Below are 26049 nucleotides of genomic sequence, written 5' to 3'. Positions count from 1 at the left end.
CTGTCAGCTTGTGAAAAACGGGACAGAGAGGCAGCGCTCTACATAGGCCAAAAACCGGTTGCGAATTTTCCCCATTGCAAAGGCTGCCGCTGTTTGTATCCCGCTTCGTTCCAGATGTGTTCTTGCTTCGATGTCGCGCAAAAGAAATTCAATATATTGATTCATCTGAGACCAATTATTCAGTTCAAAAAGCAGGGCATTTTCTCCATGCCTTGCGTATTCCAGAATGCCGCCGTTATCAGCAGCAACAACAGCGGTACCGGAGGCCATCGCTTCAAGCGGCGGCAACGAAAAAGATTCAATTTCTGACCCGGAAACAAAAATATGGGATTTGCGAAAGTAGGCTGCCAATGTCTGCGCGTCCGGGTTACACACAACCGTGATACCATTTAACTCATTTGGTTGGGGCGAGGGATTGATCCAAACAATTTGAAAGTCGTATCTTTGCTGGAGTACCCTTACATTCGCCAAAACATCCACAATATGCTTTTGTTTTGCACCGGCGTTCCCTACAACAAGCACAGTTGTTTGCTCAAACTTCTCTCCTGGCTGAAATAAATCCAAATCGATTCCACAGGGGATTATAGGCGGATTACGATGCTGTTTTCGCAGCACATGCTGCTGCAGGAAGCGGGATACCGTGAAAATATGGACTGGCAGCAGGTAAAAGTTTTGTAAGGTTTGAATGCCCTGCTCATCCTCAGAGAACACATCATAATCCCCTTGTGTAAAGTAGAACACCTTTCTGAAGTTTCGATATAAAGGAAACAAGTAATCCCAGTGAGGGGCAAAAGCAATGTCATACTCACTTGCGATTTGCGGCATATCTGCATCAGTTTGATAGGTCTGAATTATGAGATCCTGCCCAAACAGTTTGTATGCCAGCTTCTCCCGATTCACAGACGGGAAAAATAAGTCCACCTGAAAGCCATCCTCCTCCAGCCATCTCTTATGCGTCAATAACATCCTTACCGCCCCTGTGTTTCCTAAATAAGCGAGGAACATAGCTGCTTTTTTACGAAAAGGTTGGCCGCCGCTTGTATCCATCCTGCATTCCCCCGTTTGTCCACAAGCATTATCGACGCCCGCAAGTCTATAGGCGCTGTTCACATTACAATTTCGGTGCAGGCTTGGCGGCAGTTGGCTGTACAATGCCATTCCTCTTTCTATTTGACCATCCATCAGCATGGCTGTACCGATCAGGTGATGCGATTCTTCCGGCATGAGGCTGAACCAAAAAGAGGCTGCTTCCTGCATACGCTGCTGAAAAAGCACCTTCGCCTGATTCCCTTGTTCCATTCTGCCTTCCTCCTTCCTTATCAGACAAGTCTTCCTGCCTTACAAGTATGCCCGTTCAAACTGCATGACTTCACTAAAGACCAAAAGAAAGAAACGCCTCATCCATTTTAGCATTTATTTCTATATTTATAAATGTAGATTTTATGTTGACGATAGAATAGAAGGAAGGTAGAATATGAATTGTAGCGAGGCACTCCTCACAGGGCAACGAGATGATACAAGAAACAGGAGCTCGCTAAAATATAAAATGTGGGGGTCACATCCATGAAGATTAATACTAATATTAACTCTATGAAGACTCAGGAATACCTTCGCCAATCTCAAGCACAGATGGAGAAGTCCATGAACCGTCTGTCCAGCGGCAAGCGCATCAACTCTGCAGCTGACGATGCAGCCGGCTTGGCTATTGCGACTCGTATGAAAGCAAGCCAAAGCGGTATGGAAGTTGCTTCCCGCAACACAAACGATGGTATTTCCATGATTCAAACTGCAGAAGGTGCAATGAACTCTGTGTCCAACATTCTGACTCGTATGCGCGACTTGGCTGTACAGTCCCAGAACGGTACAAACAACAGCGACGACCAAGCTGCTTTGGATAAGGAATATCAAGCATTGTCCAAGCAAATTGACTATGTTGCAGACAATACAAAATTCAATGGCACAACATTGCTGGACGGTTCAAAGACACAAATTGACATCGTAACAGATGGCAGCGGCGGTACAATCAGCGTAAACCTGTCTAGCATTAAATCTTCAACCCTTGGCCTGCAGGCTGACATCACTTCTGCGACCAACGCCAATTCGGCAATTTCTAAGATTGACAATGCTTTGAAGACAGTGGCAACCAGCCGTGCTGATCTTGGTGCAACCATGAACCGTTTTGACTATAACGTAGAAAACCTGAACACACAAGCAACTGCCATGGCAGCTTCTGCATCCCAAATCCAGGATGCCGACATGGCCAAGGAAATGTCTGAAATGACGAAGTTCAAGGTGCTGGCAGAAGCAGGCGTGAGCATGCTGTCCCAGGCAAACCAGTCTACACAGAACGTTTCCAAGCTGCTTCAGGGCTGATATAAATTTCTTAAACGGGCTTCTCTCACGGGAGTCCGTTTTTATTTTTCCCTTGCCACTTACAAGTATTCATTAGCACATTCTCTTGTTTTTGTCGGGCAATTGCAAACTTATTATGGACCAAGTATGATTTCAGAGGAACATTTACAAGCTTGGTTTATATTGTATATTTTTATATTATGATTTTCTGTTGACCATTCTATATTTATGCTTTAGAATATGAATTGTAGCGAGGCACTCCTAAACGGGCAACGAAATGATAGATTGAAAACAACGGGAGCTCGCTGAAAAAATATAAAATGTGGGGGTCACATCCATGAAGATCAATACTAACATCAACTCTATGAAGACTCAGGAATACCTTCGCCAATCTCAAGCACAGATGGAAAAATCAATGAACCGTCTGTCCAGCGGCAAGCGCATCAACTCTGCAGCTGACGATGCAGCCGGCCTGGCTATCGCGACCCGCATGAAGGCGCAGCAGGGCGGTATGGAAGCTGCTTCCCGCAACACAAACGATGGTATTTCCATGATTCAAACTGCAGAAGGTGCAATGAACTCTGTGTCCAATATGCTGACTCGTATGCGTGACTTGGCTGTACAGTCCCAGAACGGTACAAACAACAGCGATGACCAAGCTGCTTTGGACAAAGAATATCAAGCACTGAAGGGCCAAATTGACTATGTGTCTACAAACACAAAGTTCAACGGCACAGCGCTGCTGAATGCCAACAAGACAATTGATATTGTAACAGATGGCAGCGGCGGTACAATTGGCGTAGCACTTTCCCAAATTGACACAACTGCCTTGACATTGAGCGGCGGCATCACAAACTCCGCAGACGCCAAGGCTGCAATCGGTGCAATTGATGACGCCTTAAAGACAGTGGCAGACAGCCGGGCACAATTGGGTGCAACAATGAACCGTTTTGACTACAACGTAGAAAACCTGAACACACAAGCGACTTCCATGGCAGCTTCTGCATCCCAGATCCAGGATGCCGACATGGCGAAGGAAATGTCCGAAATGACAAAGTTCAAGGTGCTGGCAGAAGCAGGCGTGAGCATGCTGTCCCAGGCGAACCAGTCTACACAGAACGTTTCTAAGCTGCTTCAGGGCTAATATAGATTTCTTGGGCAAGCTCTCCTTGAGGAGGGCTTGCCTTTATACATAGTGTTTCCTGATATCCGTTGTATTACACGCTTCTGATTGCCGCAGCTTCACACCATTTTTTCTTAATGATACCATTTTTCCCGCCTAAAGGTTGCTTCTTACACAACATAAATAACGGTATTTCTATGAATTAGAAGGCAGCAGCGACATAATCACCTCTCCCTCTCCAAACGGCGGCAGATAGCTGTGCCGAGCTTGATGCCATCCTAAACCGTTTTGCTACAATCTTGAAAACCCAACACATAAGCAGCTTCCATGGCCGCCTTCGCATTTCAAATTCAAGCTGCCGATATTTCCAAGCTGCTCCAGAGTCGGGAGCCTTGACAGTCCTGTACATATTGTGTTCTTCGGGGGCCATGAGTGCTGCTGCGCGTGTTGTCCTTTTTATGGGGTCGATTTCTGTCTCAGATAGTGGCTGTCCGGATATTGCTCCAGCGCCCGGGCAAGCCACTGCTCTTTGTCTAGTGCATGGCTCTCTAAAATGTAAGGGTAAAAGCGGAAATCGGCCGGGAATTTCGCAGCAGCTTCCTTGGCAATCCGCACTGCCTCCTCTTCCTCCCCATGCTCCCGCAGCCAAAGCACCACATTTTCGTATCCCTGCTTTGTCAGTTGGCTGTCCGGTGCGCTTTGGTACAGATTCAAGGCAATATCGCTGTATCCATGCCAGTAGAACAAATCTGCCATCTTTGCATCCAAAGCGTGGCTGTACTTCTCGGCATAGAGCAGCAAATATTCGATAAAAGCATATCTCTTGGCAACCAGAGCCTTCTCCAGCACCTGTAAGAACTGCTGCTGGTCCGCTTTCTTAGCCTTTCCTTCTTGAAATAAGGAAGGAATCAGTTGTCTTGTTCCTTTCCCTTGGAAGAAGCTTTTTAATGCCTCATCTCTCCTATAATAATACAGTACACATAAGTCTCCTAAATCCATCAGACCCAGCTGTAAGGCTGTGCTGACCGTTTCTTCTGACAGTTCCATCATGTCTGGCTCCAAGTGCGGTTCTGACAGGATGGCAGCTTTGCACATAATAGCTGTTTGAATAGGCGGCTCAAACTCATCGGCCGCAAGCCGCAGCGACAATTCAATATGGCCTTCATGCACCAGCTTGCGGATGAGATTTAAACGACTCCGCTTTGTGGGGAGCATTTTATGCTTCTCCAGGAACACAACAACCTCCTCCGCCTCATGATGCTTGCTTAGAATCCTCGCAAGACGCCACACAAGCAATTCTATGGGACCTTTTACGTTCATCGCAGCCACATAATGCTTTACCGCTTCCTGCGGCCGATGCTCCTGCTCGTAAATCACTGCAAGACGTTCATGAGGCAAGTACTCCTTCGCGTCAAACAGCACAATAACATGCGCATATGAGCGGGCAAGAAGGTGGTGGAAGACTTCTTTGGCATCAGCCAACCGCCCCTGCTGCCGGTACACTTCACCGCGCCAAAACAAAAAATCGGGAGAATCCGGCCATGCTTTCTCCGCCTCAGCTGCAACTGTCAAGGCCTGACTGTACCGTTTTAACTGAAATAAGGTCTTAATAATGGAAAGAAGCGTGTGAGGAATCCAAGCCGCCTGCATATTTGGCTTCCGTTCATATGCTGTCATAAATGCCTGCAGGGCTTCCTCCCATCTTTCCAACTGCATCAATTCCTGCCCGTAGTTATAGTATGTAAAGCCTGTTGCTTTGCCGCTCCGCAATTCGGCACGCAAAATAGCCAAGTTCCGTTCATCCTTTTTCTTTTCCTTAACAACATGCTGCAAGTAACCATAGTGGTAAAAGGTCAGCGGCAGACTGCCCATGCCTCCGGCTCCTGACAGCTGCTCATGGATCGCCCCGACGTATTCCACCTTGTTTCTTCGATACACCCTGCCCATGCGGTGTGTGGCTGTCCCTTCTCCCTGCTCACCTGTAAAGCTGATGATTTCGGCCGTAAACATGCTAAGCTCATTCTCTGGGCTGCGCAGTACTTCCAATGATTTTAGAAGGCTGTCCCGATCCAAATACTCGTCCGCATCCACACTTAACACCCATTCCCCGGAAGCATGCTGTGCCGCGAAGTTGCGGGCTGCCGAAAAATCATCTATCCAGACGAAATCGTATATATGCGGTGTGAATTCACTGGCGATTTCTTTCGTTTTGTCCGTTGAGCCTGTGTCAGCCACAATGATTTCATCCACTGCCCCCTGCAGGGATTCCAGGCATCTCCGGAGCACCTTCTCTTCATTTTTTACAATCAAACACGCTGACAAAAATGGCTTCTCCATGTGTTCCCCTTTCCGACTACATGACAAGGAAAGTGCTGCATCATAGGCAGCACTCTCCTTGTAACAGTTCATGAGAAAATCAATTCATCCACCAGCCCGATCAGCTTGCGGATATCCGGCTTGCTGACCTGCGCGTCCGCTCCCACTGCCTCACCCTTATGGTGCAGTTCATTTGTAATAAGGGAGGAAAAGATGATGACCGGCAGCCTCCGGGCAATTGGGTGCTCCTTGATATTCTTCGTCAAATGATGCCCGTCCATCTTCGGCATCTCAATATCTGTAATTAAAAGATGAATGTGGTCGAACATTTTCTCGCCATAGTCTTTGGCCAGACGCTCGATGTTGCGCAGTGCCTCTGCGCCGTTGCTGTAGAACTGCAGCTTTGTATAGCCGGCTTGTGTGAGTGTCTCTTCAAGCACCTGCCGCAGCATCGCCGAATCTTCGGCAATGTATACAATCTTGCTGTTGCGCTCTGTTTTCTTTTCAATGTTGTTCAGCTTTTGGGAATCATATCCGGAATCATTGATTTCAGAGACAATGCGTTCATAATCCAGCAGGAGCACAATCTTGCCGTCAAGCTTAATAATGCCGGAGGTTGTTTCCTCCAAGCCCATGGAGAGCGAAGCCGGCTCGTCAATCTGCTCCCAGGAAATGCGCTGAATCCGGTGCACCTCGTCCACACGGAAAATCACCTTCATTTGGTTCAATTCAGCTATAATGAATTTTGTATCCTCCACGGCGCGGTCGGATTGCAGCTTCAGTACATAGGCCAGATTAATGACCGGCAAAATTTCACCGCGCACCTGGACGACCCCTTCGACAGCGGGATCAGATTGGGGCACAATTGTCACCGGCAGCGGATTGATGATTTCCCGCACCTTCATGACGTTAATGGCGAATAGGCTGCTCCCCACTGTGTATGTAACAATCTCAAGCTCGTTTGTACCGCTTTCCAGCAGGATGCTGTTTTTATTATCAGACATAAGTAGACCTCCTCGATAGCAGGATCAGTTCCTGCGGATAATGGATGTAACGGTATCCAAAAGCATTTCCTGCGCCTGATAAGCCTCCATGGAGCCTTCCTCCCAGCGTTCCTGCCGATGCCGCTCCACATCCTGGCGGAATCCGGGGGACATGTGCTGATAAAAGAGGCTGCGTGTTTCCAAATCCACCTCGGCCAGGGCAAGCGCATACACCTCAGGGTCGGTCAAGGCTTGCAGCACCTGCTGCACGGCTTCAACAGGAAGGTGCTTCAGCTTTTCCATATGGATTTCCCGTCCGGAAAACAGCAGTTCATATTGAACGTAAGCGGCCTGCTGCTTTTGAACAGTGAAGTACGTATTATTTTTCTTATCATTGGTGAAATAGCCGGCCGGATCCTTCATAATCCCTTCGACCTTGCGGATGCAGTCCGGCAGATTATGCGCATCCAGCACTGTACGCTGCTCAATGCCGCTTGCCGTTATAAATGTCACACGATACTTGTTCTGCTTTTCACCCATTGTCTGCCTCCCTAGGACAGCATCTCAATATTATGCAGCCAGAATGCCAGCTGCCTATCCGTGATATCCGGCAGGTTGATGAAAAATTCCTTACACTTGATTTCACTGGCAAATGCTTGATACTTCCAGCTCCCGCTCCCATTTTGGATCCCGATATAATAGAAGTCATGGATGCGGCCGATGACAGCCTCTTTGCCGTCAAAATCATAAGGAGGCACCTGCTTGATGGCAAACTCATTCGGAAGATACATATTCTCTTCCTGTTCGAGACGTATGATCTGCCGGGCCAAACCCTCCTTGTCCTGAAAGAAGGGCAGGCTGCGAATCCGCTCTGCTCGTTGCATGGCAAAAATCCTCTCTGGACCATAATCTTTTTTCTATGATATGAAATGCCGCTGTATTTTATCCAAACCCTCATTATGTAAAGGAGAAGCGGCAAAACACTCCTCCTCTCGCATCCTTAGCGAATAAGGTTGACAATGTCATTCATAACATCGTCAGCTACCTTAATCACCTTGGAGTTTCCCTGGAAGCCGCGCTGGTACACCATCAAATCCACAAACTCTGTAGATAAGTCCACGTTAGAGCCCTCTGTCGCGCCCCCGCGGACTTGTCCGGCGCCATTTTGCCCGGATACGCCATAGGCTACCGCACCGGCTGCCGGCCCTTCAATATAGTTGCCGCTGCCTGTCTTAACCAAGCCCTTTTCGTTCGGGAACGTGGCAACTGCCAATTGGGCGGCCGCCTTCATGGTGCCGTCAGAGTACTTCACCATGACGTAACCGCCGTCTGTAATGGAATAATCCATTGCAACCGCTGCCTGACGTCCGCTGATATCCGTTACCTTCATTGTCTTGTCTGTAGGATAGTTGGTCATGCCGCCGATTTTCAGGCTGACAGGGCTGCCTCCATACGTTAAATCAAGAGACGGTATTTGGGCCGGATCCACATTTGGATCTTGTTTTAATGTTCCATTTGCATTGAATGTGATGCTGCCTGAACCCGCCTGCGCTGTGCTGCCATCCGGATTTTGCACAGTTGCGTTATAGGTATACATGGATTCGTCAGCCGCAAGACCGGCTGCCTGCTTCTCAGTGTCTGTGGCCGGAGTATATTTCAATTCCATTACCAGCTTATTGCCGGCATCATCATAGAACGGAAACTGAATGGTTGTGCCGTCCTTCGGCAGGTTGCCGGACATGGTTGCCGTATCTGTCTTAATCCCGCCGACCGCTGTGCCCATCGGCAGTTCAATCGGCTGCGGGACGCCGCCTTGCTTGATGTTTCCTGTCGCCGGGTCTGCCGGATAACCCATGACGTACTTGCCCTCGGCGTTCACAATCCGGAAATCTGCTGAAACGTTAAAAGCGCCTTTCCGTGTGTATTGAGGGTTTGCACCGCTTGCATCGCCAAGCAGAAAGAAGCCATTTCCTTCAAGAGCTACGTCCGTTTTCCCGCCTGTCAGCGTCAATGAGCCGCTGGAGTAATCTGTGTTGATACTGCTGAGCTTAACCCCTGTACCGACGCTGCGGGCATTTGTGCCGGCATATTTGCCGTCGCTCTTTGATCCGGCAGCGCTTTGATAGAGAAGATCATCGAACATGGCCTTTTGCTTTTTAAAACCGATTGTCTGTGCGTTGGCAATGTTATTGGACGTCACGCTCAATGCTTCCTGGAATGACTTCATCCCGCTGATGCTTGTATATAAAGATTGAATCATCGTCTCCACTCCCTGTATGAAATGAATGTATGGGTGTTACACTAGTATTACGCTTGGCCTGCTTCCACGCTTGCCACCTGCTGAAGCGGTACAGTCTTATCGCCCACCACCAGCTCTACTGCACCGGACACTGAACGAACTTGATCTACACGCCCTTCTATCGTATTGCCGTCCTGATCCACACCCTTAATTTGCTTGCCCAAAAACTTCATCCCGCTGTCCAATGCACTTGTCTGCGCCACGGCTGAGAAGGACTCTACCGCTTTGGACATATTCTGCACCTGTTCAATAAGCGTGAGCTGTGACATTTGGCTCATCATCTGGTTCGTATCCATGGCGTTCATCGGATCCTGATACTGCATGCTCGCCAAGAAGAGCTTTAAGAAGTCATCCTTCCCCATCATGCTGCTCATGGCCTTCGAGGCTGAGGAGGATGCTCCGGTACTTGCAGCCGGCTGCAAGGCCTGGTTTGCCAATGTGTTCAAATTAATTGCCATCGTCTACTCCCTCCCATAATCCCGCAAACTGATTTTGTTCTGCTTCAGCCCCTGGGCTGTCCCGCTTTGTCTGCCGTTCCTGCCGCTGCTCTTGTCCACCCTCTTGCTTGTTGTCCCGCTCCGTATAGCTTAGCTGCACATCAATATTGCGCTCCTTCAGCTGATGCTTCAGCTCTTGGAAGATATTCTCCACCTGCTTTTGCATCTCATTGCGCTGCCCTTCCACATGCACATGAATTTGATCGCCCTGTTTGCGAAGAAATACATGGAGCGTGCCGAAGCGGTCTGGATCAAGCTGCATATAGATGCGCTCGTTCCGGGCGACAAACTTCTGCAGCTCTTCAACCTTCTGCTGCATATGCTCCTTCAAGTCGGCTACCGGCACCTTTTCCGGCTGCCCGCCATTCGGCTGCTTTGGCTGCACTGTCTCTGCCGTCAAAGCATGAAGAGAATCCAGGGGCATGCCATCTTTTATATCATCCTTCTGCTTATCCTTCTCATCAGCTGCAGCAGGCAAGGAGACATCCTCCACAAGCAGGGACGGCTGCAAATCAGCCAAGCTTTGCAGCAGTTGGGCAGCCGACTGGCCAGGCCCGGCAATCGTCTCTAAGCCTTGCTCCTGCAAAAATTGCTGCACCTGCGGCAACTGAGATATCGGAGTATTCCCCTGCATGCTTTGCAAAAGAGCTGTAAGCTGCTCCAGTATTTCAGGCCGGTCCTTCAGCTTTTCCAATGCCAGCCCCTTATCAGATACAGCCAGCAAAAGCTCCTGCGCCTTGGCATCATGGCTTAGCGGCTGCATCTGTTCGACTGGAATCGAGGCTGGCTGCAGGGGCACGGCCGCTTCCTGCTCCGGCAGCAAGAAGGGCTTCTTGCCACTTTTCGTAATTTCTGTATCATGCTTTCCTTCTTTTTTCTTCAGTGTTCCTGTATCGTGCTTTTCTTCTATTTTCTGCAGTGTTTTCGTTTCTGGATCCTTCTCCGCTGCCTTCTTCTCCCGGACTATTCCTTTCTTCAGTTCCTCCGCAAATTTACCTGGCTCTTGCTCATTCCTTTGTTCCATTCGCGGCTCCTGTGCACGCTGTGCCACAGGCAGCACCTGTTCAATCATCATCCAGCTTCCACCACCTTAACGGACTGCCAATGCCATTTTCAAATCTAACAGCACCTTTTCTTCTTGCTTGTTTTCCTTGTCCTGCCGCTGCCTCTCGTGCTCGCGGTACAAATCATCAATGGTTCTTTCCTTCTCCTTCAGCTGCTCGAGCTCCCGCTCATTTCGCTGAATAAATTCCACAGCCTTGCCAAGCTTTTTGTCCAAGTCCTTCAGTCTTTCCGGCGAGAAGGAAGGAGCTGCAAGCATGCCTGCCGCAACCGTCCCGGTGTTTTGGCTGCGCGAACAGAACACTTGAATCTCATAGCTCTTCCTCTGCTCTATGAAACGCTTTTCCCTTGTCAGCGCGCTGATTTCAGCCAGCACCTTCTCCTTTTCACGTTCAAGCTGCATCTTAATGACATTGTACTGCTCACGGTTCACACTGCTCCCCCCTCTGCCGCTCTATAGACCTATTATATAATGTTTCATGCACTAATCGCATAATATCTTAATAATACGTTTCAAAAAGTTTTTTCCTCTTCTTCCTGCTTTTAAATGACCCGCTGCATCTGCTCAAGTGTTTCGTCAAACTCCAAATAATCATGGCGTCCCTGCTTCAGAAACTCGTTAATGCCGTCAATTTTTCGTTTGGAATCAAAGATGTCACGATTCTCTGCTGATTCCTGAATTGTGCCAAGCTTGAAGTACAGCTCATTTTGTTTGTAAATAGACATGGTTTTGCGCATCTCTTTTGCCAGCTGCCAATGCTCAGGTCTTACAATCTCTTCCATAATACGACTGACAGAGTCCAATACGGAGATGGCCGGATAGTGGCCCAGCGTCGCCAAATCACGCTTCAGGACAATATGTCCGTCCAAAATACCGCGGGCCAGGTCAGGAACAGGACCGTTCATATCATCGCCGTCCACCAGTACAGTATAAATACCTGTGATGGCTCCCTTCCTTGTCCGGCCGGCACGTTCCAGCAGTCTCTTCATATAGCTTTCCATCAAAAGCGTCTTACCGCCGATCGGCAACTCCTTGATGGCAATGTCAATGCTGCGGCGGGCATCGGCAAAACGGGTGACAGAGTCCATCATGAGAAGGACATTCTTTCCTTGGTCACGGAAGTATTCTGCAATAGAGGTGCCAAGCTTCGCTGCCCTAAGCTGCATCAGATGGCTTTCATCGGAGGTCGCCACAACAAGCACGCTCTTCTTCATTCCTTCCTCTCCCAGCTCTTTGCGGATGAAATCCTTCACCTCGCGTCCGCGCTCCCCGACCAGGGCAATGACGTTAACATCCGCACTGGCATTCTTTGCAATCATGCCCAGCAGCGTGGATTTCCCGACACCGGAACCGGCAAAAATACCAATCTTTTGGCCAACCCCAATTGTCAGCATGGAATCAATGGACTTAATGCCTGTCTGGAATACATCCTGAATTTCCAAACGGTCAAAAGCATGGATGGGCGGCGCATCGAGATGGATACGCTGATATGCATAGTCCCCAACCGCATCGTTCAGCACCTCGCCGTTTGCATTTAAAACCTTGCCAAGCAAATGCTCGCCGCGCGGCACCTTCACTTCTTCTCCGATTAAGATAACAGCATCGCCGTAGCTGACCTTTTCGTTCTGGTCAAACGGAAGCAGCATGTTGTTTTCCTTTTCAATTGCAATGACTTCGCACATCACTTTCTTCTCGCCCACCACGCAAATATCGCCAATTTTTGCTTTTGGCCCTTTGGAGACAAACACCTGCTCCTGTATGCTATGAATTCTTCCTGTCGGTAAGTACAGCGGAGCAGCGAGGAACTGCTCCCACTTTTGGCGTTCGCCTGCAAAGTATGTGTTCATGCTCATCGCTCCTCAAAGTCTTTTTGATCTTGCCATTGCTCCCGCAGCCGTTCAAAGATTTCCTTAAAACGATACTGAAAGTATTCCTTCTGCTCTTCCACAATGAATTCGCCGGGCTTCAGAGAAAAATCGAACTTCCATTCCACCAGTTCAAGCAACCAGTACTCCTTTGTCTCTGCCTGCTCGCCCTTCAGCCACTCGTACGTTTCAGGATGCACCGTGATCACCAGCTTCTCAAATGCAACCGGCAGCGTTTCCACCGTACGCTTCAGCATGGTCAACATGGAAATCTGTCTTGTATCGATTGCCTGTCCGACAACCTTTTCCGCCAGCTGCAGGGCATTGTCCCACAGCGCATCGGCAAACTGATACAGCATTTCTTGTTTTTGTGCTTCCAGCTCCTGCTCCCGCTGCTTGGCATGTTCTTCAACAGATTGCTTCATTTGTATAACCCGGGCGAACTCCTGCTGCAGCTCTTCCTGCTGGCGGGCCAGCAGCTGCTGCAGTTCCTGAAGCTGCTGCTTCTCTTGTTCTAACCGTCCCCGCTCTGCCTCCAGCTCTCTCCAGCCTTGGTTGATTTCCGCAGCCTCTTCTGTCTGCCCCGTTTCATTGAAGCTATTGTACGTCAGCTGATAGCTCTCATTAGAAAAAGAAACAGAATTCTTAAGAATTCTGCTTTTAGATAAGGACATCCTCTTCACCCCGCTGAATGACAATTTTTCCTTCCTTCTCAAGACGCTTGACTGCACTTGTAATTGCCTGCTGCGCCTTCTCCGCATCTGTCATCTTGAGCGGTCCGAGTGTATCGAGCTCTTCGATGATCATATCGCGGCGGCTGCTGGACATACAGGTAAACAGCTTCTCTTTGATTTCTTCCTTTGCCACCTTCAGTGCTTTTGCAATCAACAGGTTGTCCTTGATATCCTCGAGTACGCGGCGCAGCGCCAAGTCGTCAAGACGAAGCAGGTCTTCGAAGACAAACATATTCTCTTTAATTTTTTCCGACAGCTCTTGGTCGACATGGTCCAAACGATCAAACAACGTACGCTCCACACCGCGGGATACGTTGTTCAAGATATTTACAATGGTCTTGAGACCATCTGTTTTGTTCGTGGAACCAAACGACATCGTGTTCATTTTCGCCTTCAGGACATCACCGATTTGATTAATCAAATCAGCATCAATCTGCTCAAGCTTCGCCACGCGCATCACTGTTTCAATCATCTTATTTTCCGGCAGCTTCTCAATCAGACGGGATGCCAGCTGCGGCTTAATATGAGAAGCAATGATGGCGATGGTTTGCGGTGATTCTTCATTCAACACGGTCAGCAATGGGTTCAGGTCTGCCAACTCATTCAAGAACTCAAATGGGTTCTCGCGGTTATATGGCAGATCCTCAAGCATCTTCTCCATCTCGTCCTCCGACATATTGCGGAAGAGGCGGCGAATATATTGCTTATCCGGGGAGCTGATTACCAGCTCCCGCTCATTCAGCTCATGCAAATATTGATACATAACTGTCTCAACCATTTCCGGTTTATGGGCGCGGAGCTTCACAATTTCTCTGATCAGTGTTTCCCGCTCCTCTTCGTTCAACAAATCAATGATCCTGGTTGCGACATCTTCTTCGAGGACACGAACAAGAATCGCAGCCTTTTGTTTTGCGGATAACTTATCTGCGCTTTCTGCCATGATTCTCCCCTCACTTATCCGTTCAGCCATTTTTTCATCACACGGGCTGTTTCTTCCACATGATCCTTCGCAATCTTCTTGACTTGCTCATCAAGTGTAAGATCCTGCTCATTGCGTTCCTTCAGCAATGGCATCTGCTGTGCGGCAGCCGCTTCTTCATATGCTGGCTTTTCCTCTTCGATTACGAACAAATCCTCTTGCTCTTCCTGCTGTTTCTTTTTGCGTCTGAATAAGAAGAATGTTCCTGCACCGGCAGCAGCAAGCACACCTGCACCGATTCCGCCAATCAGCCACCAGTTTGTTCCAGCCGCAGCGGCAGACGTTTTATTAGCCGTGCTCGCCTTTGCTCCGCTGAATGGCACCTGCATAATATTGACTTGACCGTTCACAAAGTTGCCGGTCTGGTCAAGCTTTAAGCCGGCAGCTGTGCCGATTGCTTGCTTGAACGCATTGATGTCAATGTTTTGCTTCATTAACGTCTTTTCATCCACCCAGACAACCACGTTTGTGTTGGCAAGCTCCGGATGCTTCTTGACTGTCTCGACTGTTTTATCAATTTCATAGTTTTCTGTTGTGTTGTCATTGCTCTGGTCATACACACGCTTGCCGTCGCCGTTGGCAGTATCAGCATTATAGCCCGGCACATCGCCATTGGCGCTCACACCAGCCTGCGCCGCTGTTGTTGCACCATCTAACGCAACAGAACGGTCCTTTTGCTCCTGCTTGCTGCGAAGCACACCCTTATCGCCATATTTCTCGCTCTGGCTTTGGATTTCATCAAAGTTCACTGTGACCTTTGTATTGACATGGAAATTGTTAATATTGAAAATGTTTACCAGTGTATCTTCAATATCTGATTTCATCTTATCTTCCATTTGCTGCTGAATTGCCAGCTCTTTCTCATAACCAGATGTGCCAGCCGCGCTTCCATCGTTTCCATTCGCAGAGATTACGCCTTTTTTGCTGTCAATGACGCTTACTTCCTCTGGTTTCACACCGGAAACAGCAGAGCTGACCATATATTGAATGCCCTTGACCTGGTTTTCAGTCAGAACTGTGCCACTGCGGATTCCCAGGGTAACAGCGGCTGAGCCCTTTGGCTGCTGTTCATCAAAGATGCTTCCTTTATCCGGAAGATTAATTTGAACATTTGCTGTTTGGATGCCATCCAGATTACGGACAATATCCGTCTCCAGCTGCTTGCGTATACCGACAATCTCACGCATCTTTTTATCTTGTTCACTGGTGCCAAGCGGGCTTTGGAGCAAAATATCATCACCGCTCGTCCCATCTCCCGAAGACGGAAGACCTTTCTCCGTCAAATCACTGCGCACCCAGGATGCGTCCTGCTGCGGCACAGTAATTGACCCGTTTTTATCGATTTCATACTTTACGCCGAGCTTGGACAGCTCTGTCAAAATATCCTGCTTGTCTGTCTCAGTCAGATTACTGTAGAGAACAACATTGCTGCCAGGCAGCGTGTAGTACAGTGAAACAATTGTAATAACAGCCAACAGGACAGCCGCGATTACCATCTTGTGCCATGTTTTCAACGACTGGAACAAACTCTTTAGCTTTTCCATTTAGTCTGTTCACCCTTTTTATAGTTGCGTATTCAGCAGCTGCTTATATCCCTCAATCAGGTTATCGCGGATGACAGCTGCTGTTTTCATTTGGCTCTCGGCTTTCTTCTGCTGAATCAGTACTTCATGTGCATCTCCCTTGCCATTTACCAGCAAATCGTACACAGCCTTCTGCGCACCGTTCTGCGTGGTGTCCATGCCCTCCAGCAAATCAATAAAGGCTTTCCCTTCCGTCTTCTGCCCTGCCTGCGGAGCCGGCGTGAGCGGAGCATTGTAGATTGGGTTAGATTTTATTTGGTCAATACGCATATCACATCAACGCTCCTGTTTATAAATTTTTATCCTCGGCCAATCTCCAAATCTTTATCAAGCATTTTCTTATTCGCATTCAATACAGAACTGTTCGCCTCGTACATTTTCTGCGCGACCATAACATTGGTCATTTCAGCAGTCAAATCAATGTTTGGATAGCGGACATATCCATCTTTATTCGCGTGCGGATGGGTCGGATCATAGACCAGCTTCTCGCTGCGATCCTCTACAATCCGTTCAATCTTCACGCCGCTGCCCCGCTGATTGGCCAGCATGCTGTCAAAGCTGCCGGCCTCTCCCATTACAACGCTGCGCCGGCGGTACGGATCCTGAGTGGGACTGCCTGTTGTATTGATATTCACAATGTTATTGGAGGTAACCTCCATCCATTTCTTTGCTGCTGTCATTCCGGAACCACTTGTGTTAATGGACTCAAACATGTTCACAGCCTCCTTCTGTCACGTCCTTACTTGCCTCGTGCTGCCTGGTCAATTGTAAATTGTGTATTCAAAGCATTTATTGATATGCTGTAAAGCTGATTCGTCTTTACCAGTTCAACCATTTCATTTGTCACATCTACACCGTTGCCATCCTGCTTTGCAGAACCGCTTTTGGTAACCACTTCATAGCTTGAACGGCCCTGCAGCGATGGCGGAAGGTGCATCGGATTCGTTTGGTAAAAGGCAGTTTTGCTGCCTGCAGCTGCCGGAGCATCTCCCTCAAGCTGCTGAATGAAGGTAACATCCTTCGCTTTATATCCAGGTGTATTCGCATTTGCAACGTTGTTCGAAATCACGTTGCGGCGCGCCGTTAAATAGGTCATATAATTACTCATGTTCCCAACAAAGTTGTTCACTGTATTTCCTCCTTTCCGCCATCTTCCCCCATCATTATAGCATCTATTTTTATATTTATCTATTTAGATTTAAAGTTTTTGAGAATATCTTTTATCATCTGCGGCAGCATCTGTATGCTGTCCGGCACAGTTCACATTGTACGTCATTTTATGCGCTTTGTCTTCAGTAAGAATTGTCCAGTGCGGGTAAATCGTGATAAACAAGAAAAGCGGACAATGTCCGCTTTTGTTCAAAACCTTCCATACCTCATATTGGCGAAAGCCTGAGAATGATTTGACAGAATCGTTTCCTCCAGAATCTGCTGTTGCTGCCTGATATGACGCTGCACCTTCAGGATAAGTGTCTCTGCATCAGCTGCTGCCTGCTTGCGCTCTTCTGCCGGCAGTGACATCAGCCACTTATTCAACGCCTCCATCCGCGCTTGCAGCTCTTCTTGGGAAACAGTGATCTCATATCCTGTGCCAAAGCAGCCCAGGAAGGCAGACCATTCCTTATTGTCCGGCATTGGCAAGTACTCCGCGATAGCCCTCGGCTAAATTGTTGAGAATCTCTACGACGGCATCCATGTCCTCCGGCTGACGAGTGATCTTCATCTTATGGACACGCTCCAAAATCCAGTCATATAGCTTTGTTAAATCATCATATAGCTCACCTACATCTGGATTCAGCTGCAGCTTCAACTCTTCAAAAATGTTTTCCATTTTTTCAAGCATCTCATCTGCCTCTTTTATCTTCAGCTCCTTCAGCAGTTCCTCAAGCTTCCGGAATTCCACGATGCATCTTTCATATATATAAATCGTATTCTTAATAGGGTTGCTTGTCGCGATGCTGTTTTCCATATAACGCTGCCATGCTTGCATCATGCTCTCTCCTTCGCAGTCAATCGTTAGTCATTACTCATCGCTGCTTTTCTGATTTGTGATGGCCTTTAGGTATGACAGTTGCACATTCAATGCAGACATCTGCTGCTCATATTTGGAATACTTGTCAATGATGGCGGCCTGCTTATCCTTGTTTGACGCATCAATTTTGTCAATTTGATCGTTCACTTTTTTCAGTTCGCCGTCAAGCGATTGTACACGGCCCGAAACCATCCCGGTATCACCAAACACCGGGTCCATCTGCTTGTTCATATAGCTGCTGAGGCCGGACGCACCAAAGAAAAATTGCTTGGCCGCATCCGGATTTTGCTTAAATGCGGCCGCCAGCTTTGCACTGTCAACGGTGAGATTCCCTGTTTTATCAGTCTGGATTCCAAAGGTAGACAACCGTTGGCCGTTCAACTCAAAGGAAGCAATTTGGGACATTGCTCTGCCGGTGCTGAGTGCTGCTGTGCTTGCCTGCATATAAGAGCCCTCGCCGGCATAATTGGAAAGAATACCGACTGCATCATTAAAAGTACTTACCATATCCTGTACCATCTTCGTGGCTGCAGCATCTGTGGAATTACTGACATCGAGCCGGACAGGCGAGGTTGTAGTCTGCTGCAAATTCAATGTCACGCCGGAAATCGCATTCTCCACAGTATTGGATGAGCTTGTCAATGGCACCCCATTTACCGTATAGGCTGCATCCTGCGCCGCTGTCATTGTGTTGACCGTTCCGTCTGCCGCCAATAAACCGAGCGTATCCCGGAGTGTGTTGGAAGCCCCGTCAGTCAACGAAATAGTGTTGGCTGTACCGCTTTCCGACGCAGCCATAAATACACGGCTGCCGACTGTATACATGCTGACCCCGTAATTGCCGTTATTCACATTATTGATGAGGTCACGGACACTCATGTCCGGCGTAACGGGAATACTGTAGCTCTTTGTACCGACGGTCAGAGTAAACTGGTCCGAAACCCCAAGATCCGCATCCAGGTCTGCAACGTTTTTTGTGCCGGAAATTTGATGACGCTCCGCCAGCTTGTCAACTGTAAGGCTGAAGGTGCCGCTTATTGCATCCGCGGAAGCCGCCGCACTGACAAACCCTGTTTGTGACAGGGTGGTTGGCTTGTCTGTGCCCTTAAATGAAGACATATCCTTAAAGGTCTGTACCAGCTTGCTGAAGTCCTTTTTAAATCCCTCATATATGCTTTTCTCATTGGTGATATTTTGTTTCCGTGTTGTCATCGGACTTTTTCGTGTTTCCAAGGCCTGCATTTCAAGATTGACCAAGTCAGCCGTATTAATCATATTATTGCCAAGGTTCCATATCTGGTTATTGCCGCCCATGCTGGTAACTGTTGCCGTCATGCTCCTCTCCCCCTTGCCTCATTACATATAATTCAGGATGCTGATTTTATTCATCATGCTGACAGCCTGCAGCGTTGCCTGATAGGCAGCGTTGGCTGTCGACAAATCAGATACGGCCTCCATTACGTCCACATCCTCAATGGAAGAACGCCGCTCCTCCAGCCCCACCTTTTGCTCCGCAAGAATGTCCTCAAAGGACTGCATGGTGCTCATTACGGATCCTGTTTCTGTAAGCATGTTAAGCACATTGTCCATACTTTTACTATTTTGGTCCATCAACCCTTTTATAGAACTGCCATCTGCCGCCGGGTCCTTTAGTGTCTGCGATAAATCAGACAGTGTCTTCAACATGGGACTGAACACATTGCCAGCGTCCTCCGTAACCTTCACTGTGTAGCTGCTGCCCAACTGCCAGGATGTCGCTTCCCCTTTACTCTGGCTTGAGCCATCAGCCGCATACGGCGGCTGCGTAGTATCTTTGCCGCCAAACAGAAAACGGCCGCCCTGTTCAGTATTGGCCAAATGAACCACTTGCTGAATCAGCCCGTCAACCTCAGTGGCAATTGCCTGCCGGTCTTCCGGTGACTTGGTGCCATTTGCTGCATCCAGTGCCAGCGAATTAACCCGGTCAAGTGCTTTTTGAATGCCTGATAATGCTGTTTCTTTCGTGGTCATAATCTCTTTCGCGTCTGAAAGATCTTGTTGCATCTGCTCAAGATTTCGAATAGAGTGATTTACCGCCATGCCCTTTCCTGCCGCGATCGGCGCCTCGCTCATTCGGATATTCTTCTTTCCGCTGGCCACCTGCTCTTGGTGGTACACGGTTTTCGCCTGTACTTTACCCAGCTCTGTTTTCGTCCAATTGTTATGCTGAAATGTAGAAATCCTCATCCTTCAAGCACCTCCTTTCGTTATGAAATAATGCCAAACAATGCCTCATACACTTGGTTCATCGTTTGGATTGCCTTGGAGTTGGCGGTAAAATAGTTTTGGTACATCATCAAGTTCACCATTTCCTCATCCATGTTGACACCCTCAACACCGGCTTTATTTGTCTGGATGCTTGTCATCAGCTCCTGATGAATATCCTTAAAGGAATCTGATTCGTTTACATCTGCTGCCACACGCACGGTCACATCATCCAAATAATTCGTATAAGTCAACCCATCTGCAACCTCATCGCCGGACAGCCGGTCCAGCTGCGACAGTGTATCGCCGGAAATTGTCTTTGGCATGTCATTGTTGACACGAAGATTGCGGGCACCTTCTCCTTTAAAGAAATCCGTAACATATGTGCCGTCAGCATCTGTTGCAGGCTCTGTTCCATTTTTCGCCGCATAATCATCATGCAGCATTGTATTCACCTTCTGGTTGATGGCATTTGCATACGTGTCCAATTTCTCCCGATATCCTGCTATCTGCTTTTGCACATCTACCGACGCACCAATCATACCGCTGTCAATCTTGACCGCACTGGACCCAATGAAGAAGCTTCCTGCTCCTCCTTCATTCTTTAGCTGCAGCGGGTACACGGCTTGATCGGAAACAGCCAGAATACCCGATACTCTAACTGTTGATATATTTGGATTTTGCGATTCATAAGACACTTCAATGGGAGCATTCTTTGCCATGGAAGCAATAATGCTGTCCCTTCTATCCAAAAGTTCATTTGGCACATTTGCGCCGGCTTTGCCAATTTCTTTATTGGCTGCTGCCAGCTGCTGTGCCAAACGATTGAATTCCTGCACCTGGCCCTCTGTATCCTGGGCTGCCTGCGCTTCTGCAGTGTTCAAATCGCCGGTAATCCGATTGAGCTGGCTTGTCCATTTTGTCGCAGCGGATAGAACAGGCTGATAATACACTTGCTCATTCGGATGCTTGGCCAGCTCATGCCAGCCTTGGAACATTTCGTCCGTCAAGGCTGACAGGGAGGAGCCGCCGCTTCCGGAAAAAGCGGTCTCCGCTTGAGCCAGCCCGCTGCTCTTATATTCATAATAGGAAGATTGGGACAGCTGCTTGTTGTACTGCTGCGTCAGCATGGCATCTGTCACGCGGTCAATACTTTGCACCTGCACGCCGTATCCCGGGTCCTGCGCCAGCATGCTTCCCTGTGAGGGACCCGCCTCTTGAAAGTTCACCTTCTGCCGTACGTAGCCTTCTGTATTCAGGTTTGAGATGTTCTGCTTTGTTGTCGCCATTGCCCGCTGTGCCGCGAGCATGCCTGACAATGAAGTATTGTATTCGCTCAGCTTCATCTTGCCTGTCCTCCTCCCGCTTATAGCAGTTCGTCCATAAACAGCTGTGAATTATGGCCGCGCTCCCGATTCATATCCGAAACAAAGTCTACAATGCCTTCTGTTGTCTTCAGCAGAATATCCAAGTAATATTGATTTTGCAGCAGCATCCGCTTGGCATCCGCCTCCGCGCTCCGGATCTGCCCCTGCAGCTGCCGGATATATTCCTGCTCGCGTTCCGCCAAAAGCGGCAGCAGCCGGCTGATTTTCAGCTCTCCGATGTTCTGCTCTTTGCAGTAGGTGCCGACAATTCCTTCAAGGTCCTGCTGCAGCTTTCCCAGCTGCTGAATTTGCTGCAGCTGCTTTGAGTTAAAGGGCTGCACATCCTTCAGCTTCCGCTCCTGCAGCAAACGGTAAATGCTTTTGCCATTCTCATGAATTCCCTGATAGCACGCCAGTATATCGGCCAAAGCGCGTGAAAGTGCTTGAAACATGAGTGCTTCCTCCTCACTATAGAACGAGATCCAGGATGAGTCCGTGAATCTCCCCAATCTTATTCAGCATTTCGAGATGTCCGGTTTTTGTATTAATAAGGCTCAAGACGTCTTCAGCTTCCTTGAGGCCGTTCTCCACTTGTTCAATGATGGTCATCTTTTGTGCGTAACCATACTTTGGATGGCGGGAATGCACATCTTTATATTGCAGCACATTGTCCACATAAAAGTTGAGAAATGATTTGACGGCGCTCTTGTACTCCGAGATGTTGTCGAGCGTCAGGTCTGTCTCCATCTTCTCCTTAATCTTGCCGATGCTCTCTACTAACTTTCCCATTTTCTCCATTACACCCTCAGTTTTTCGCTCTGACTGCAAACCAAGGTGAAAGGATGAAGAGGCTGACTGTTCCTTTTGTGTCTGCTGTTGGATGGGAGCTGCGTGCAAGAACGCGGGCTGCAAAGAAACTGTCCGTAGCATATGCATCACCCTTTTCAAATTATAATTTCACATTAAACAAATATATAGATTATAATTATATTATAGCATGTCTGATTGAATTGCAATATGCCGGGCTGCAGACCCGCATTGGAATCATTTTTCATGCCCGCTTCCTTATAATTCTTCGCCTTTTCCTTACACTATCTAACAGTGAAGCGTACATATCTCTTCTTATTGTACAAGGAAAAGGCCTAATTAACAGCTGTTATTTCTTGCAAAGCTGGCAATTCTTGATAGGAGTGTTCGAATGAATATTTTTGTATGCGGCTCAAGCCATTTATCAGCAGCAGACCAGACCGAAATTGAACAGTTTTTGCTTCGCTATGCGCCGAAGCATCAGGTGCATGTATTGAGCTATAAAAATATTGAGCGGGAGGTGCTCCGCTTCTTTGTACAGCGCGACCATCTCGCGCCACAGCTGCATATGTACTCCCTGCAGCCGATTCATACCCTTTCCCCCTCCTTCCAAAGCATCGTGCACTACTTGGAAGAGCAAGGGGCCCGTTATGTCAGCTTCGGCTATGCACACTCCTCGATCTACCGGTCAGAATATATCACTTACCTGCGGTCTGTTCTGCTCGGTATCGAACTTGTCGTTTGCTTCTATAACGGTGATTCCCACACCTCCGTCATCCCGGTCGATGTAGCCAAAGAGATGGGCATTGATGCCGTCATTTATGAGCTGCCCGGGGAAAATGCCGGGGAAACACACCGCAGACTTGCAGATAAACTGCGAGTCATACAATGAGAGGGGCACAACGATGACAGAACATGAATATGCCGCCTTTACCCAACAGTTGAAAAGCCGGTTTCATCTCGATTTATCTCTCTATAAGCAAGACCGGATGAAACGACGTGTAGAAGCATTCCTTGTCCGGCGCCACTTTAGGGACCATACTGCTTTTCTGAAGGCTCTTGCTGATCAATCCGGGTTATTAGATGAGTTCATTGAACAACTGACCATCAACGTGTCCGGCTTCTTTCGCAACAAAAGTAAGTGGGACGTATTGGAGACAAAAATTTTGCCGCTGCTGTTGGCGCAAAACCAGGGGAGGCTGCGGATTTGGAGTGCAGCCTGCGCATCGGGAGAAGAGCCCTATACCTTATCCATTATTCTCTCCCGCCTGCTGCCTCCATCCCGTTTTGAGATCTTGGCAACCGATTTGGATCCCGGCATCCTGCAGAAGGCGAAGTGCGGCATATATGACGAGCATGCCCTTACCGAGGCTCCGGAACAGGTGAAGCAATCCTGCTTCGTCAAACAGGACGGTCTGTATATCATGAAAGAAGAATTTAAGCGTCCGGTATCCTTCAAGCGGCATGATCTGCTGTTGCAGCCGTATCAAGGTCCGTACGACCTCATTGTCTGCCGCAATGTCACCATTTACTTTACAGAACAGGCGAAGGCAATGATTTACGAAAAGTTCAGCAAAGCACTTCGTCCGGGCGGGGTACTTTTCATCGGCAGTACGGAGCAGGTCATCCACCCGGAACGCTTTCACCTGCGCATGGCTGATACATTCTTTTATCAAAAACAGCAAAACGGCCAGCCTATGGCCGACCGTTTTTTATAGTGCTTTAATAAGAGCCGGCTGCGATATATGCAACTATCAGCAGCAGCACTCCCGCCAAAACAGCAGCCGCGATGGATGCCTGCCTTCCTTTTTCAGGCTGCAGCATGAGCATGGCAGCCCATTCAGCAGCAGATCGGAGGGCCGGCAGATCCTGCAGCAGCTTGCCTGCCCCACTTTCTGTCTCGTACAGCGCCCGCAGAAATGCTGCCGGCCCGTTCTTTCCTTCCTGATAGCATTGCATAATCTGCTCAGCGCCGACAAGCTGCTGCAGTTGGCTGCGGGTAAGCTCCAAAATCCGCTCCAGCTGCTCTGCTGAGTGCTGCTGCATCGCCTTATGAATTCCCAGTCCTGCCGCTGTTGCGTCCAAAAGCTGCACTTGCAATGGATGGGACGGGTTGCCAAGCTCCAAAGAAGTGTGCCGGGCACTTTTATTCAACAGATGAATCCCCTTAAAATGAGTCTCTGCAGCCACCTGCTGCAGCTTCTTCACCAGCATCTCCCAGGCGAATGCGTCCGAGTTCCCACTTTTCAGCATTTCATGCATTTTCCCTAAAATACCGGCAATCAGCTTTGTGGCTTGCTGCGCCTCCCGAAGCAGGGCAATGCTGTCCTTGATGCTGTGCAATACTACTCCTGTACGGCCGCTCTCCTTATGCACATACGTGTGGATAGCAAACTGGACTGGATTTCCTGGTTGCTTCGTTTCTTTCAATAGTCCCCCTGATCCTGTCAGTTGCATTCGTTCCGGTCTGGCTTCCGGCTGCTTGGGTGGATATTCTGTTTTTAGAGCCGGCGCATTCTTCTCCACTCTCACGATATCCCTCTCCCCTCCTGTTTTGCCTTTATCGCCTGCATATGGCGCAAAAAGTCAAGCAACACTCGTGCTTGACTTCCGATCAGCTCTCTTGGGCCCAATCTTTATTATGCTTGAATACAGACAAGAGAAGAAATACACCCGCCACATAGCCAAACATCGTAGAAGCAGATGGTTTATTCTCCTGCTGTGCCGGCACCGACTGTTTTGGCTGTGAAGCGGCAGTATGCTTCTGCTGTGCCTTTTGGGCTGACTTCAGCACGGCAGCAGCCGGGTTTGATAGTTCCTTTTTGACAAAATACGTCTTTGCCGCCGGCTTCCGCACCGCCTTTACAGCTGCAGGCATTTTTTTTGCAGCCACTGTTTGGGCTGGTTTTTTCACCGGCATTTGAGCTGGCTTCGGCTGCACATGCGTTTTTTCAGACGGCTTTGTCTCCGGCTTTGGTTGTAACAATTCGGAAGGCTTCGGCTGCGGCTCACGGCTTACGATCTGCAGCTGCTGCTTAGCAATTTCATGAACTGCATTGCCTGTGTGATCCACCATTGTGTATACAATCTTATACGTACCGGCACGGAGTGTCTCATGCTCCGCGATATCGGCAGTCCATGTATTATCCTCCTGCCAGCGCAACTGCAGTGTCCGCTCGGTATCCATGCTCTCCTCATTGACAAGCGCCACTGTAATACTGCGTACGCCGGAGCCCTCGTCCTTGGCCTTTACCTTTAGTTCACTGGCCTGCAGTGTCCGGCCCTCCATGACCTCCATCTTGTCCGGGAGCAGCAGGTCCACCAGCTGAGGAGGCTCTGTGTCAACGCGCGGCTCCTCGTTGTGGATCTGGAGCACCTTCACATCCTCCAAGGCGTGTCCGCCGTATACATCCAGTGTCCATTCTCCCGGCTGGTCATAAGCTGTGACGGTGTAATCCGCCTTCCAGGCATGCTCCTGTTCATCATAGGAAAAATGCAAAAAGCGCTCCTGCACTGTCGCGCTTGCGTCCGGGGAACGAAGCATCGCATAGAGATCGCCAGTGGACTCCACCGAATCCAACGGGCGCAGCAGAAGAGACACTGTATCCCCAACCTCCGCTGTTTGCTGCGATGCCTGCACACTCAACTCCATGGATACCTCAGGCTGCTGTTCTGCTTGATCAGCCGGGGGCTGGTCAGCAGGAGAGGGAGCTGTTCCCGGCTCTTCTGCCGCCACCGGCACTACCGCAGCATTTGCAGCAAGTACAGTCATAAGTAAACGTTTCATCCAACTCCTCCTGACCAC

General features: G+C 48.9%; 29 protein-coding genes. 4 read left to right on the top strand and 25 right to left on the bottom strand.

Annotated elements, in window-relative coordinates:
- Nucleotides 1-3: 3 nt before the first annotated feature.
- Nucleotides 4-1299, bottom strand: coding sequence for a glycosyltransferase family 4 protein (locus tag NK662_RS09940; RefSeq protein ID WP_254758769.1), 1296 nt, complete (start codon nucleotides 1297-1299; stop codon nucleotides 4-6).
- A gap of 264 nt (nucleotides 1300-1563) precedes the next feature.
- Between NK662_RS09940 and NK662_RS09935 the strand changes: the two genes are divergently transcribed.
- Nucleotides 1564-2373 carry a flagellin N-terminal helical domain-containing protein gene (locus NK662_RS09935; RefSeq protein WP_254758768.1) on the top strand — a complete coding sequence of 270 codons (810 nt, stop codon included), beginning with the start codon at nucleotides 1564-1566 and terminating at the stop codon, nucleotides 2371-2373.
- Nucleotides 2374-2689: 316 nt separating this feature from the next.
- Nucleotides 2690-3496 carry a flagellin N-terminal helical domain-containing protein gene (locus NK662_RS09930; protein ID WP_254758767.1) on the top strand — a complete coding sequence of 269 codons (807 nt, stop codon included), beginning with the start codon at nucleotides 2690-2692 and terminating at the stop codon, nucleotides 3494-3496.
- A 435-nt stretch (nucleotides 3497-3931) separates the two neighbouring features.
- On the opposite strand, the gene NK662_RS09925 is transcribed toward NK662_RS09930, so the two are convergent.
- From NK662_RS09925 to NK662_RS09820, 22 genes are all read right to left on the bottom strand, one after another.
- Nucleotides 3932-5812, bottom strand: coding sequence for a TPR domain-containing glycosyltransferase (locus tag NK662_RS09925; RefSeq protein WP_254758766.1), 1881 nt, complete (start codon nucleotides 5810-5812; stop codon nucleotides 3932-3934).
- Nucleotides 5813-5880: 68 nt separating this feature from the next.
- Complete coding sequence (locus NK662_RS09920) at nucleotides 5881-6795, bottom strand: chemotaxis protein (RefSeq protein ID WP_254758765.1); 915 nt, start codon at nucleotides 6793-6795, stop codon at nucleotides 5881-5883.
- 24 nt (nucleotides 6796-6819) lie between these two features.
- Entirely contained in the window at nucleotides 6820-7314 is a 495-nt protein-coding gene (locus tag NK662_RS09915) for a LysR family transcriptional regulator (RefSeq protein ID WP_254758764.1), read from the bottom strand.
- Between the two features lie 11 nt (nucleotides 7315-7325).
- On the bottom strand, nucleotides 7326-7658 hold the full coding sequence (locus NK662_RS09910; protein WP_254758763.1) for a DUF3964 family protein: 333 nt from the start codon (nucleotides 7656-7658) through the stop codon (nucleotides 7326-7328).
- 116 nt (nucleotides 7659-7774) lie between these two features.
- Nucleotides 7775-9034 carry a flagellar hook protein FlgE gene (locus tag NK662_RS09905; protein ID WP_254758762.1) on the bottom strand — a complete coding sequence of 420 codons (1260 nt, stop codon included), beginning with the start codon at nucleotides 9032-9034 and terminating at the stop codon, nucleotides 7775-7777.
- A gap of 47 nt (nucleotides 9035-9081) precedes the next feature.
- On the bottom strand, nucleotides 9082-9531 hold the full coding sequence (locus tag NK662_RS09900; protein WP_254758761.1) for a flagellar hook capping FlgD N-terminal domain-containing protein: 450 nt from the start codon (nucleotides 9529-9531) through the stop codon (nucleotides 9082-9084).
- Nucleotides 9521-10645 carry a flagellar hook-length control protein FliK gene (locus NK662_RS09895; RefSeq protein WP_254758760.1) on the bottom strand — a complete coding sequence of 375 codons (1125 nt, stop codon included), beginning with the start codon at nucleotides 10643-10645 and terminating at the stop codon, nucleotides 9521-9523. Before NK662_RS09895 ends, NK662_RS09900 begins: the two co-directional genes overlap by 11 nt.
- A 15-nt stretch (nucleotides 10646-10660) precedes the next feature.
- Nucleotides 10661-11065, bottom strand: a complete 405-nt coding sequence (locus NK662_RS09890) for a cytoplasmic protein (protein ID WP_254758759.1) — start codon at nucleotides 11063-11065, stop codon at nucleotides 10661-10663.
- A gap of 110 nt (nucleotides 11066-11175) precedes the next feature.
- Entirely contained in the window at nucleotides 11176-12480 is a 1305-nt protein-coding gene (locus tag NK662_RS09885) for a FliI/YscN family ATPase (RefSeq protein ID WP_254758758.1), read from the bottom strand.
- A gap of 2 nt (nucleotides 12481-12482) precedes the next feature.
- Nucleotides 12483-13172: a FliH/SctL family protein gene (locus NK662_RS09880; RefSeq protein WP_254758757.1), complete on the bottom strand. Its 690-nt coding sequence runs from the start codon at nucleotides 13170-13172 to the stop codon at nucleotides 12483-12485.
- Complete coding sequence (gene fliG, locus NK662_RS09875) at nucleotides 13159-14172, bottom strand: flagellar motor switch protein FliG (RefSeq protein WP_254758756.1); 1014 nt, start codon at nucleotides 14170-14172, stop codon at nucleotides 13159-13161. The genes NK662_RS09880 and fliG overlap by 14 nt, the downstream gene beginning before the upstream one ends.
- Before the next feature lie 14 nt (nucleotides 14173-14186).
- On the bottom strand, nucleotides 14187-15755 hold the full coding sequence (gene fliF / locus NK662_RS09870) for a flagellar basal-body MS-ring/collar protein FliF (RefSeq protein WP_254758755.1): 1569 nt from the start codon (nucleotides 15753-15755) through the stop codon (nucleotides 14187-14189).
- A gap of 18 nt (nucleotides 15756-15773) precedes the next feature.
- Nucleotides 15774-16064, bottom strand: a complete 291-nt coding sequence (gene fliE, locus NK662_RS09865; RefSeq protein ID WP_254758754.1) for a flagellar hook-basal body complex protein FliE — start codon at nucleotides 16062-16064, stop codon at nucleotides 15774-15776.
- Between the two features lie 29 nt (nucleotides 16065-16093).
- Nucleotides 16094-16507 (bottom strand): flagellar basal body rod protein FlgC, encoded by a 414-nt coding sequence (gene flgC / locus NK662_RS09860; protein ID WP_254758753.1) that lies wholly within the window; start codon nucleotides 16505-16507, stop codon nucleotides 16094-16096.
- Between the two features lie 26 nt (nucleotides 16508-16533).
- The gene (gene flgB / locus NK662_RS09855; RefSeq protein WP_254758752.1) at nucleotides 16534-16923 is read right to left on the bottom strand and encodes a flagellar basal body rod protein FlgB; all 390 of its coding nucleotides are present in this window, start codon (nucleotides 16921-16923) and stop codon (nucleotides 16534-16536) included.
- A 230-nt stretch (nucleotides 16924-17153) separates the two neighbouring features.
- Nucleotides 17154-17429, bottom strand: coding sequence for a flagellar biosynthesis protein FlgG (locus NK662_RS09850; protein WP_254758751.1), 276 nt, complete (start codon nucleotides 17427-17429; stop codon nucleotides 17154-17156).
- Complete coding sequence (locus NK662_RS09845) at nucleotides 17416-17784, bottom strand: flagellar export chaperone FliS (RefSeq protein ID WP_254758750.1); 369 nt, start codon at nucleotides 17782-17784, stop codon at nucleotides 17416-17418. Before NK662_RS09845 ends, NK662_RS09850 begins: the two co-directional genes overlap by 14 nt.
- A 33-nt stretch (nucleotides 17785-17817) precedes the next feature.
- Nucleotides 17818-19161: a flagellar hook-associated protein 2 gene (locus tag NK662_RS09840; RefSeq protein ID WP_254758749.1), complete on the bottom strand. Its 1344-nt coding sequence runs from the start codon at nucleotides 19159-19161 to the stop codon at nucleotides 17818-17820.
- A 21-nt stretch (nucleotides 19162-19182) separates the two neighbouring features.
- A complete protein-coding gene (locus NK662_RS09835) occupies nucleotides 19183-20052 on the bottom strand; it encodes a flagellar hook-associated protein 3 (protein ID WP_254758748.1) in 870 nt (289 codons plus the stop codon).
- A gap of 20 nt (nucleotides 20053-20072) precedes the next feature.
- Complete coding sequence (flgK, locus tag NK662_RS09830) at nucleotides 20073-21416, bottom strand: flagellar hook-associated protein FlgK (protein WP_254758747.1); 1344 nt, start codon at nucleotides 21414-21416, stop codon at nucleotides 20073-20075.
- A gap of 20 nt (nucleotides 21417-21436) precedes the next feature.
- Nucleotides 21437-21889: a flagellar export chaperone FlgN gene (gene flgN / locus NK662_RS09825; protein ID WP_254758746.1), complete on the bottom strand. Its 453-nt coding sequence runs from the start codon at nucleotides 21887-21889 to the stop codon at nucleotides 21437-21439.
- Between the two features lie 16 nt (nucleotides 21890-21905).
- Nucleotides 21906-22367 (bottom strand): YaaR family protein, encoded by a 462-nt coding sequence (locus NK662_RS09820; protein ID WP_279664165.1) that lies wholly within the window; start codon nucleotides 22365-22367, stop codon nucleotides 21906-21908.
- Nucleotides 22368-22635: 268 nt separating this feature from the next.
- Here NK662_RS09820 and NK662_RS09815 point away from each other — a divergent pair, with 268 nt between their 5' ends.
- On the top strand, nucleotides 22636-23136 hold the full coding sequence (locus NK662_RS09815; RefSeq protein ID WP_254758745.1) for a flagellar motor switch protein FliG: 501 nt from the start codon (nucleotides 22636-22638) through the stop codon (nucleotides 23134-23136).
- A 13-nt stretch (nucleotides 23137-23149) separates the two neighbouring features.
- Nucleotides 23150-23962 carry a CheR family methyltransferase gene (locus NK662_RS09810; RefSeq protein ID WP_254758744.1) on the top strand — a complete coding sequence of 271 codons (813 nt, stop codon included), beginning with the start codon at nucleotides 23150-23152 and terminating at the stop codon, nucleotides 23960-23962.
- Between the two features lie 4 nt (nucleotides 23963-23966).
- On the opposite strand, the gene NK662_RS09805 is transcribed toward NK662_RS09810, so the two are convergent.
- Entirely contained in the window at nucleotides 23967-24776 is an 810-nt protein-coding gene (locus tag NK662_RS09805) for a flagellin family protein (RefSeq protein ID WP_254758743.1), read from the bottom strand.
- A gap of 82 nt (nucleotides 24777-24858) precedes the next feature.
- On the bottom strand, nucleotides 24859-26031 hold the full coding sequence (locus tag NK662_RS09800; RefSeq protein WP_254758742.1) for a hypothetical protein: 1173 nt from the start codon (nucleotides 26029-26031) through the stop codon (nucleotides 24859-24861).
- Nucleotides 26032-26049: the final 18 nt, after the last annotated feature.

Source organism: Ectobacillus ponti, from assembly GCF_024294785.1.
Classification (GTDB): Bacteria; Bacillota; Bacilli; order Bacillales; family Bacillaceae_G; genus Ectobacillus; species Ectobacillus ponti.
Note: the sequence above shows the minus strand (reverse complement) of the source record. Positions and strands in the feature narration are given on the sequence as shown.

Coding starts and splice junctions, on each gene's coding strand:
- NK662_RS09880 (WP_254758757.1), bottom strand. CDS start 13,172: ATGTCCTTATCTAAAAGCAGAATTCTTAAGAATTCTGTTTCTTTTTCT.
- NK662_RS09910 (WP_254758763.1), bottom strand. CDS start 7,658: ATGCAACGAGCAGAGCGGATTCGCAGCCTGCCCTTCTTTCAGGACAAG.
- NK662_RS09885 (WP_254758758.1), bottom strand. CDS start 12,480: ATGAACACATACTTTGCAGGCGAACGCCAAAAGTGGGAGCAGTTCCTC.
- fliF (WP_254758755.1), bottom strand. CDS start 15,755: ATGGAAAAGCTAAAGAGTTTGTTCCAGTCGTTGAAAACATGGCACAAG.
- NK662_RS09820 (WP_279664165.1), bottom strand. CDS start 22,367: ATGCTACGGACAGTTTCTTTGCAGCCCGCGTTCTTGCACGCAGCTCCC.
- NK662_RS09905 (WP_254758762.1), bottom strand. CDS start 9,034: ATGATTCAATCTTTATATACAAGCATCAGCGGGATGAAGTCATTCCAG.
- fliE (WP_254758754.1), bottom strand. CDS start 16,064: ATGCGTATTGACCAAATAAAATCTAACCCAATCTACAATGCTCCGCTC.
- NK662_RS09900 (WP_254758761.1), bottom strand. CDS start 9,531: ATGGCAATTAATTTGAACACATTGGCAAACCAGGCCTTGCAGCCGGCT.
- NK662_RS09810 (WP_254758744.1), top strand. CDS start 23,150: ATGACAGAACATGAATATGCCGCCTTTACCCAACAGTTGAAAAGCCGG.
- NK662_RS09845 (WP_254758750.1), bottom strand. CDS start 17,784: ATGCAAGCATGGCAGCGTTATATGGAAAACAGCATCGCGACAAGCAAC.
- flgN (WP_254758746.1), bottom strand. CDS start 21,889: ATGTTTCAAGCACTTTCACGCGCTTTGGCCGATATACTGGCGTGCTAT.
- NK662_RS09800 (WP_254758742.1), bottom strand. CDS start 26,031: ATGAAACGTTTACTTATGACTGTACTTGCTGCAAATGCTGCGGTAGTG.
- NK662_RS09925 (WP_254758766.1), bottom strand. CDS start 5,812: ATGGAGAAGCCATTTTTGTCAGCGTGTTTGATTGTAAAAAATGAAGAG.
- fliG (WP_254758756.1), bottom strand. CDS start 14,172: ATGGCAGAAAGCGCAGATAAGTTATCCGCAAAACAAAAGGCTGCGATT.
- NK662_RS09850 (WP_254758751.1), bottom strand. CDS start 17,429: ATGCCGGACAATAAGGAATGGTCTGCCTTCCTGGGCTGCTTTGGCACA.
- NK662_RS09940 (WP_254758769.1), bottom strand. CDS start 1,299: ATGGAACAAGGGAATCAGGCGAAGGTGCTTTTTCAGCAGCGTATGCAG.
- NK662_RS09840 (WP_254758749.1), bottom strand. CDS start 19,161: ATGACGGCAACAGTTACCAGCATGGGCGGCAATAACCAGATATGGAAC.
- NK662_RS09935 (WP_254758768.1), top strand. CDS start 1,564: ATGAAGATTAATACTAATATTAACTCTATGAAGACTCAGGAATACCTT.
- flgK (WP_254758747.1), bottom strand. CDS start 21,416: ATGAAGCTGAGCGAATACAATACTTCATTGTCAGGCATGCTCGCGGCA.
- NK662_RS09930 (WP_254758767.1), top strand. CDS start 2,690: ATGAAGATCAATACTAACATCAACTCTATGAAGACTCAGGAATACCTT.
- NK662_RS09915 (WP_254758764.1), bottom strand. CDS start 7,314: ATGGGTGAAAAGCAGAACAAGTATCGTGTGACATTTATAACGGCAAGC.
- NK662_RS09895 (WP_254758760.1), bottom strand. CDS start 10,645: ATGATGATTGAACAGGTGCTGCCTGTGGCACAGCGTGCACAGGAGCCG.
- NK662_RS09815 (WP_254758745.1), top strand. CDS start 22,636: ATGAATATTTTTGTATGCGGCTCAAGCCATTTATCAGCAGCAGACCAG.
- NK662_RS09835 (WP_254758748.1), bottom strand. CDS start 20,052: ATGAGGATTTCTACATTTCAGCATAACAATTGGACGAAAACAGAGCTG.
- NK662_RS09920 (WP_254758765.1), bottom strand. CDS start 6,795: ATGTCTGATAATAAAAACAGCATCCTGCTGGAAAGCGGTACAAACGAG.
- flgC (WP_254758753.1), bottom strand. CDS start 16,507: ATGTTTGAGTCCATTAACACAAGTGGTTCCGGAATGACAGCAGCAAAG.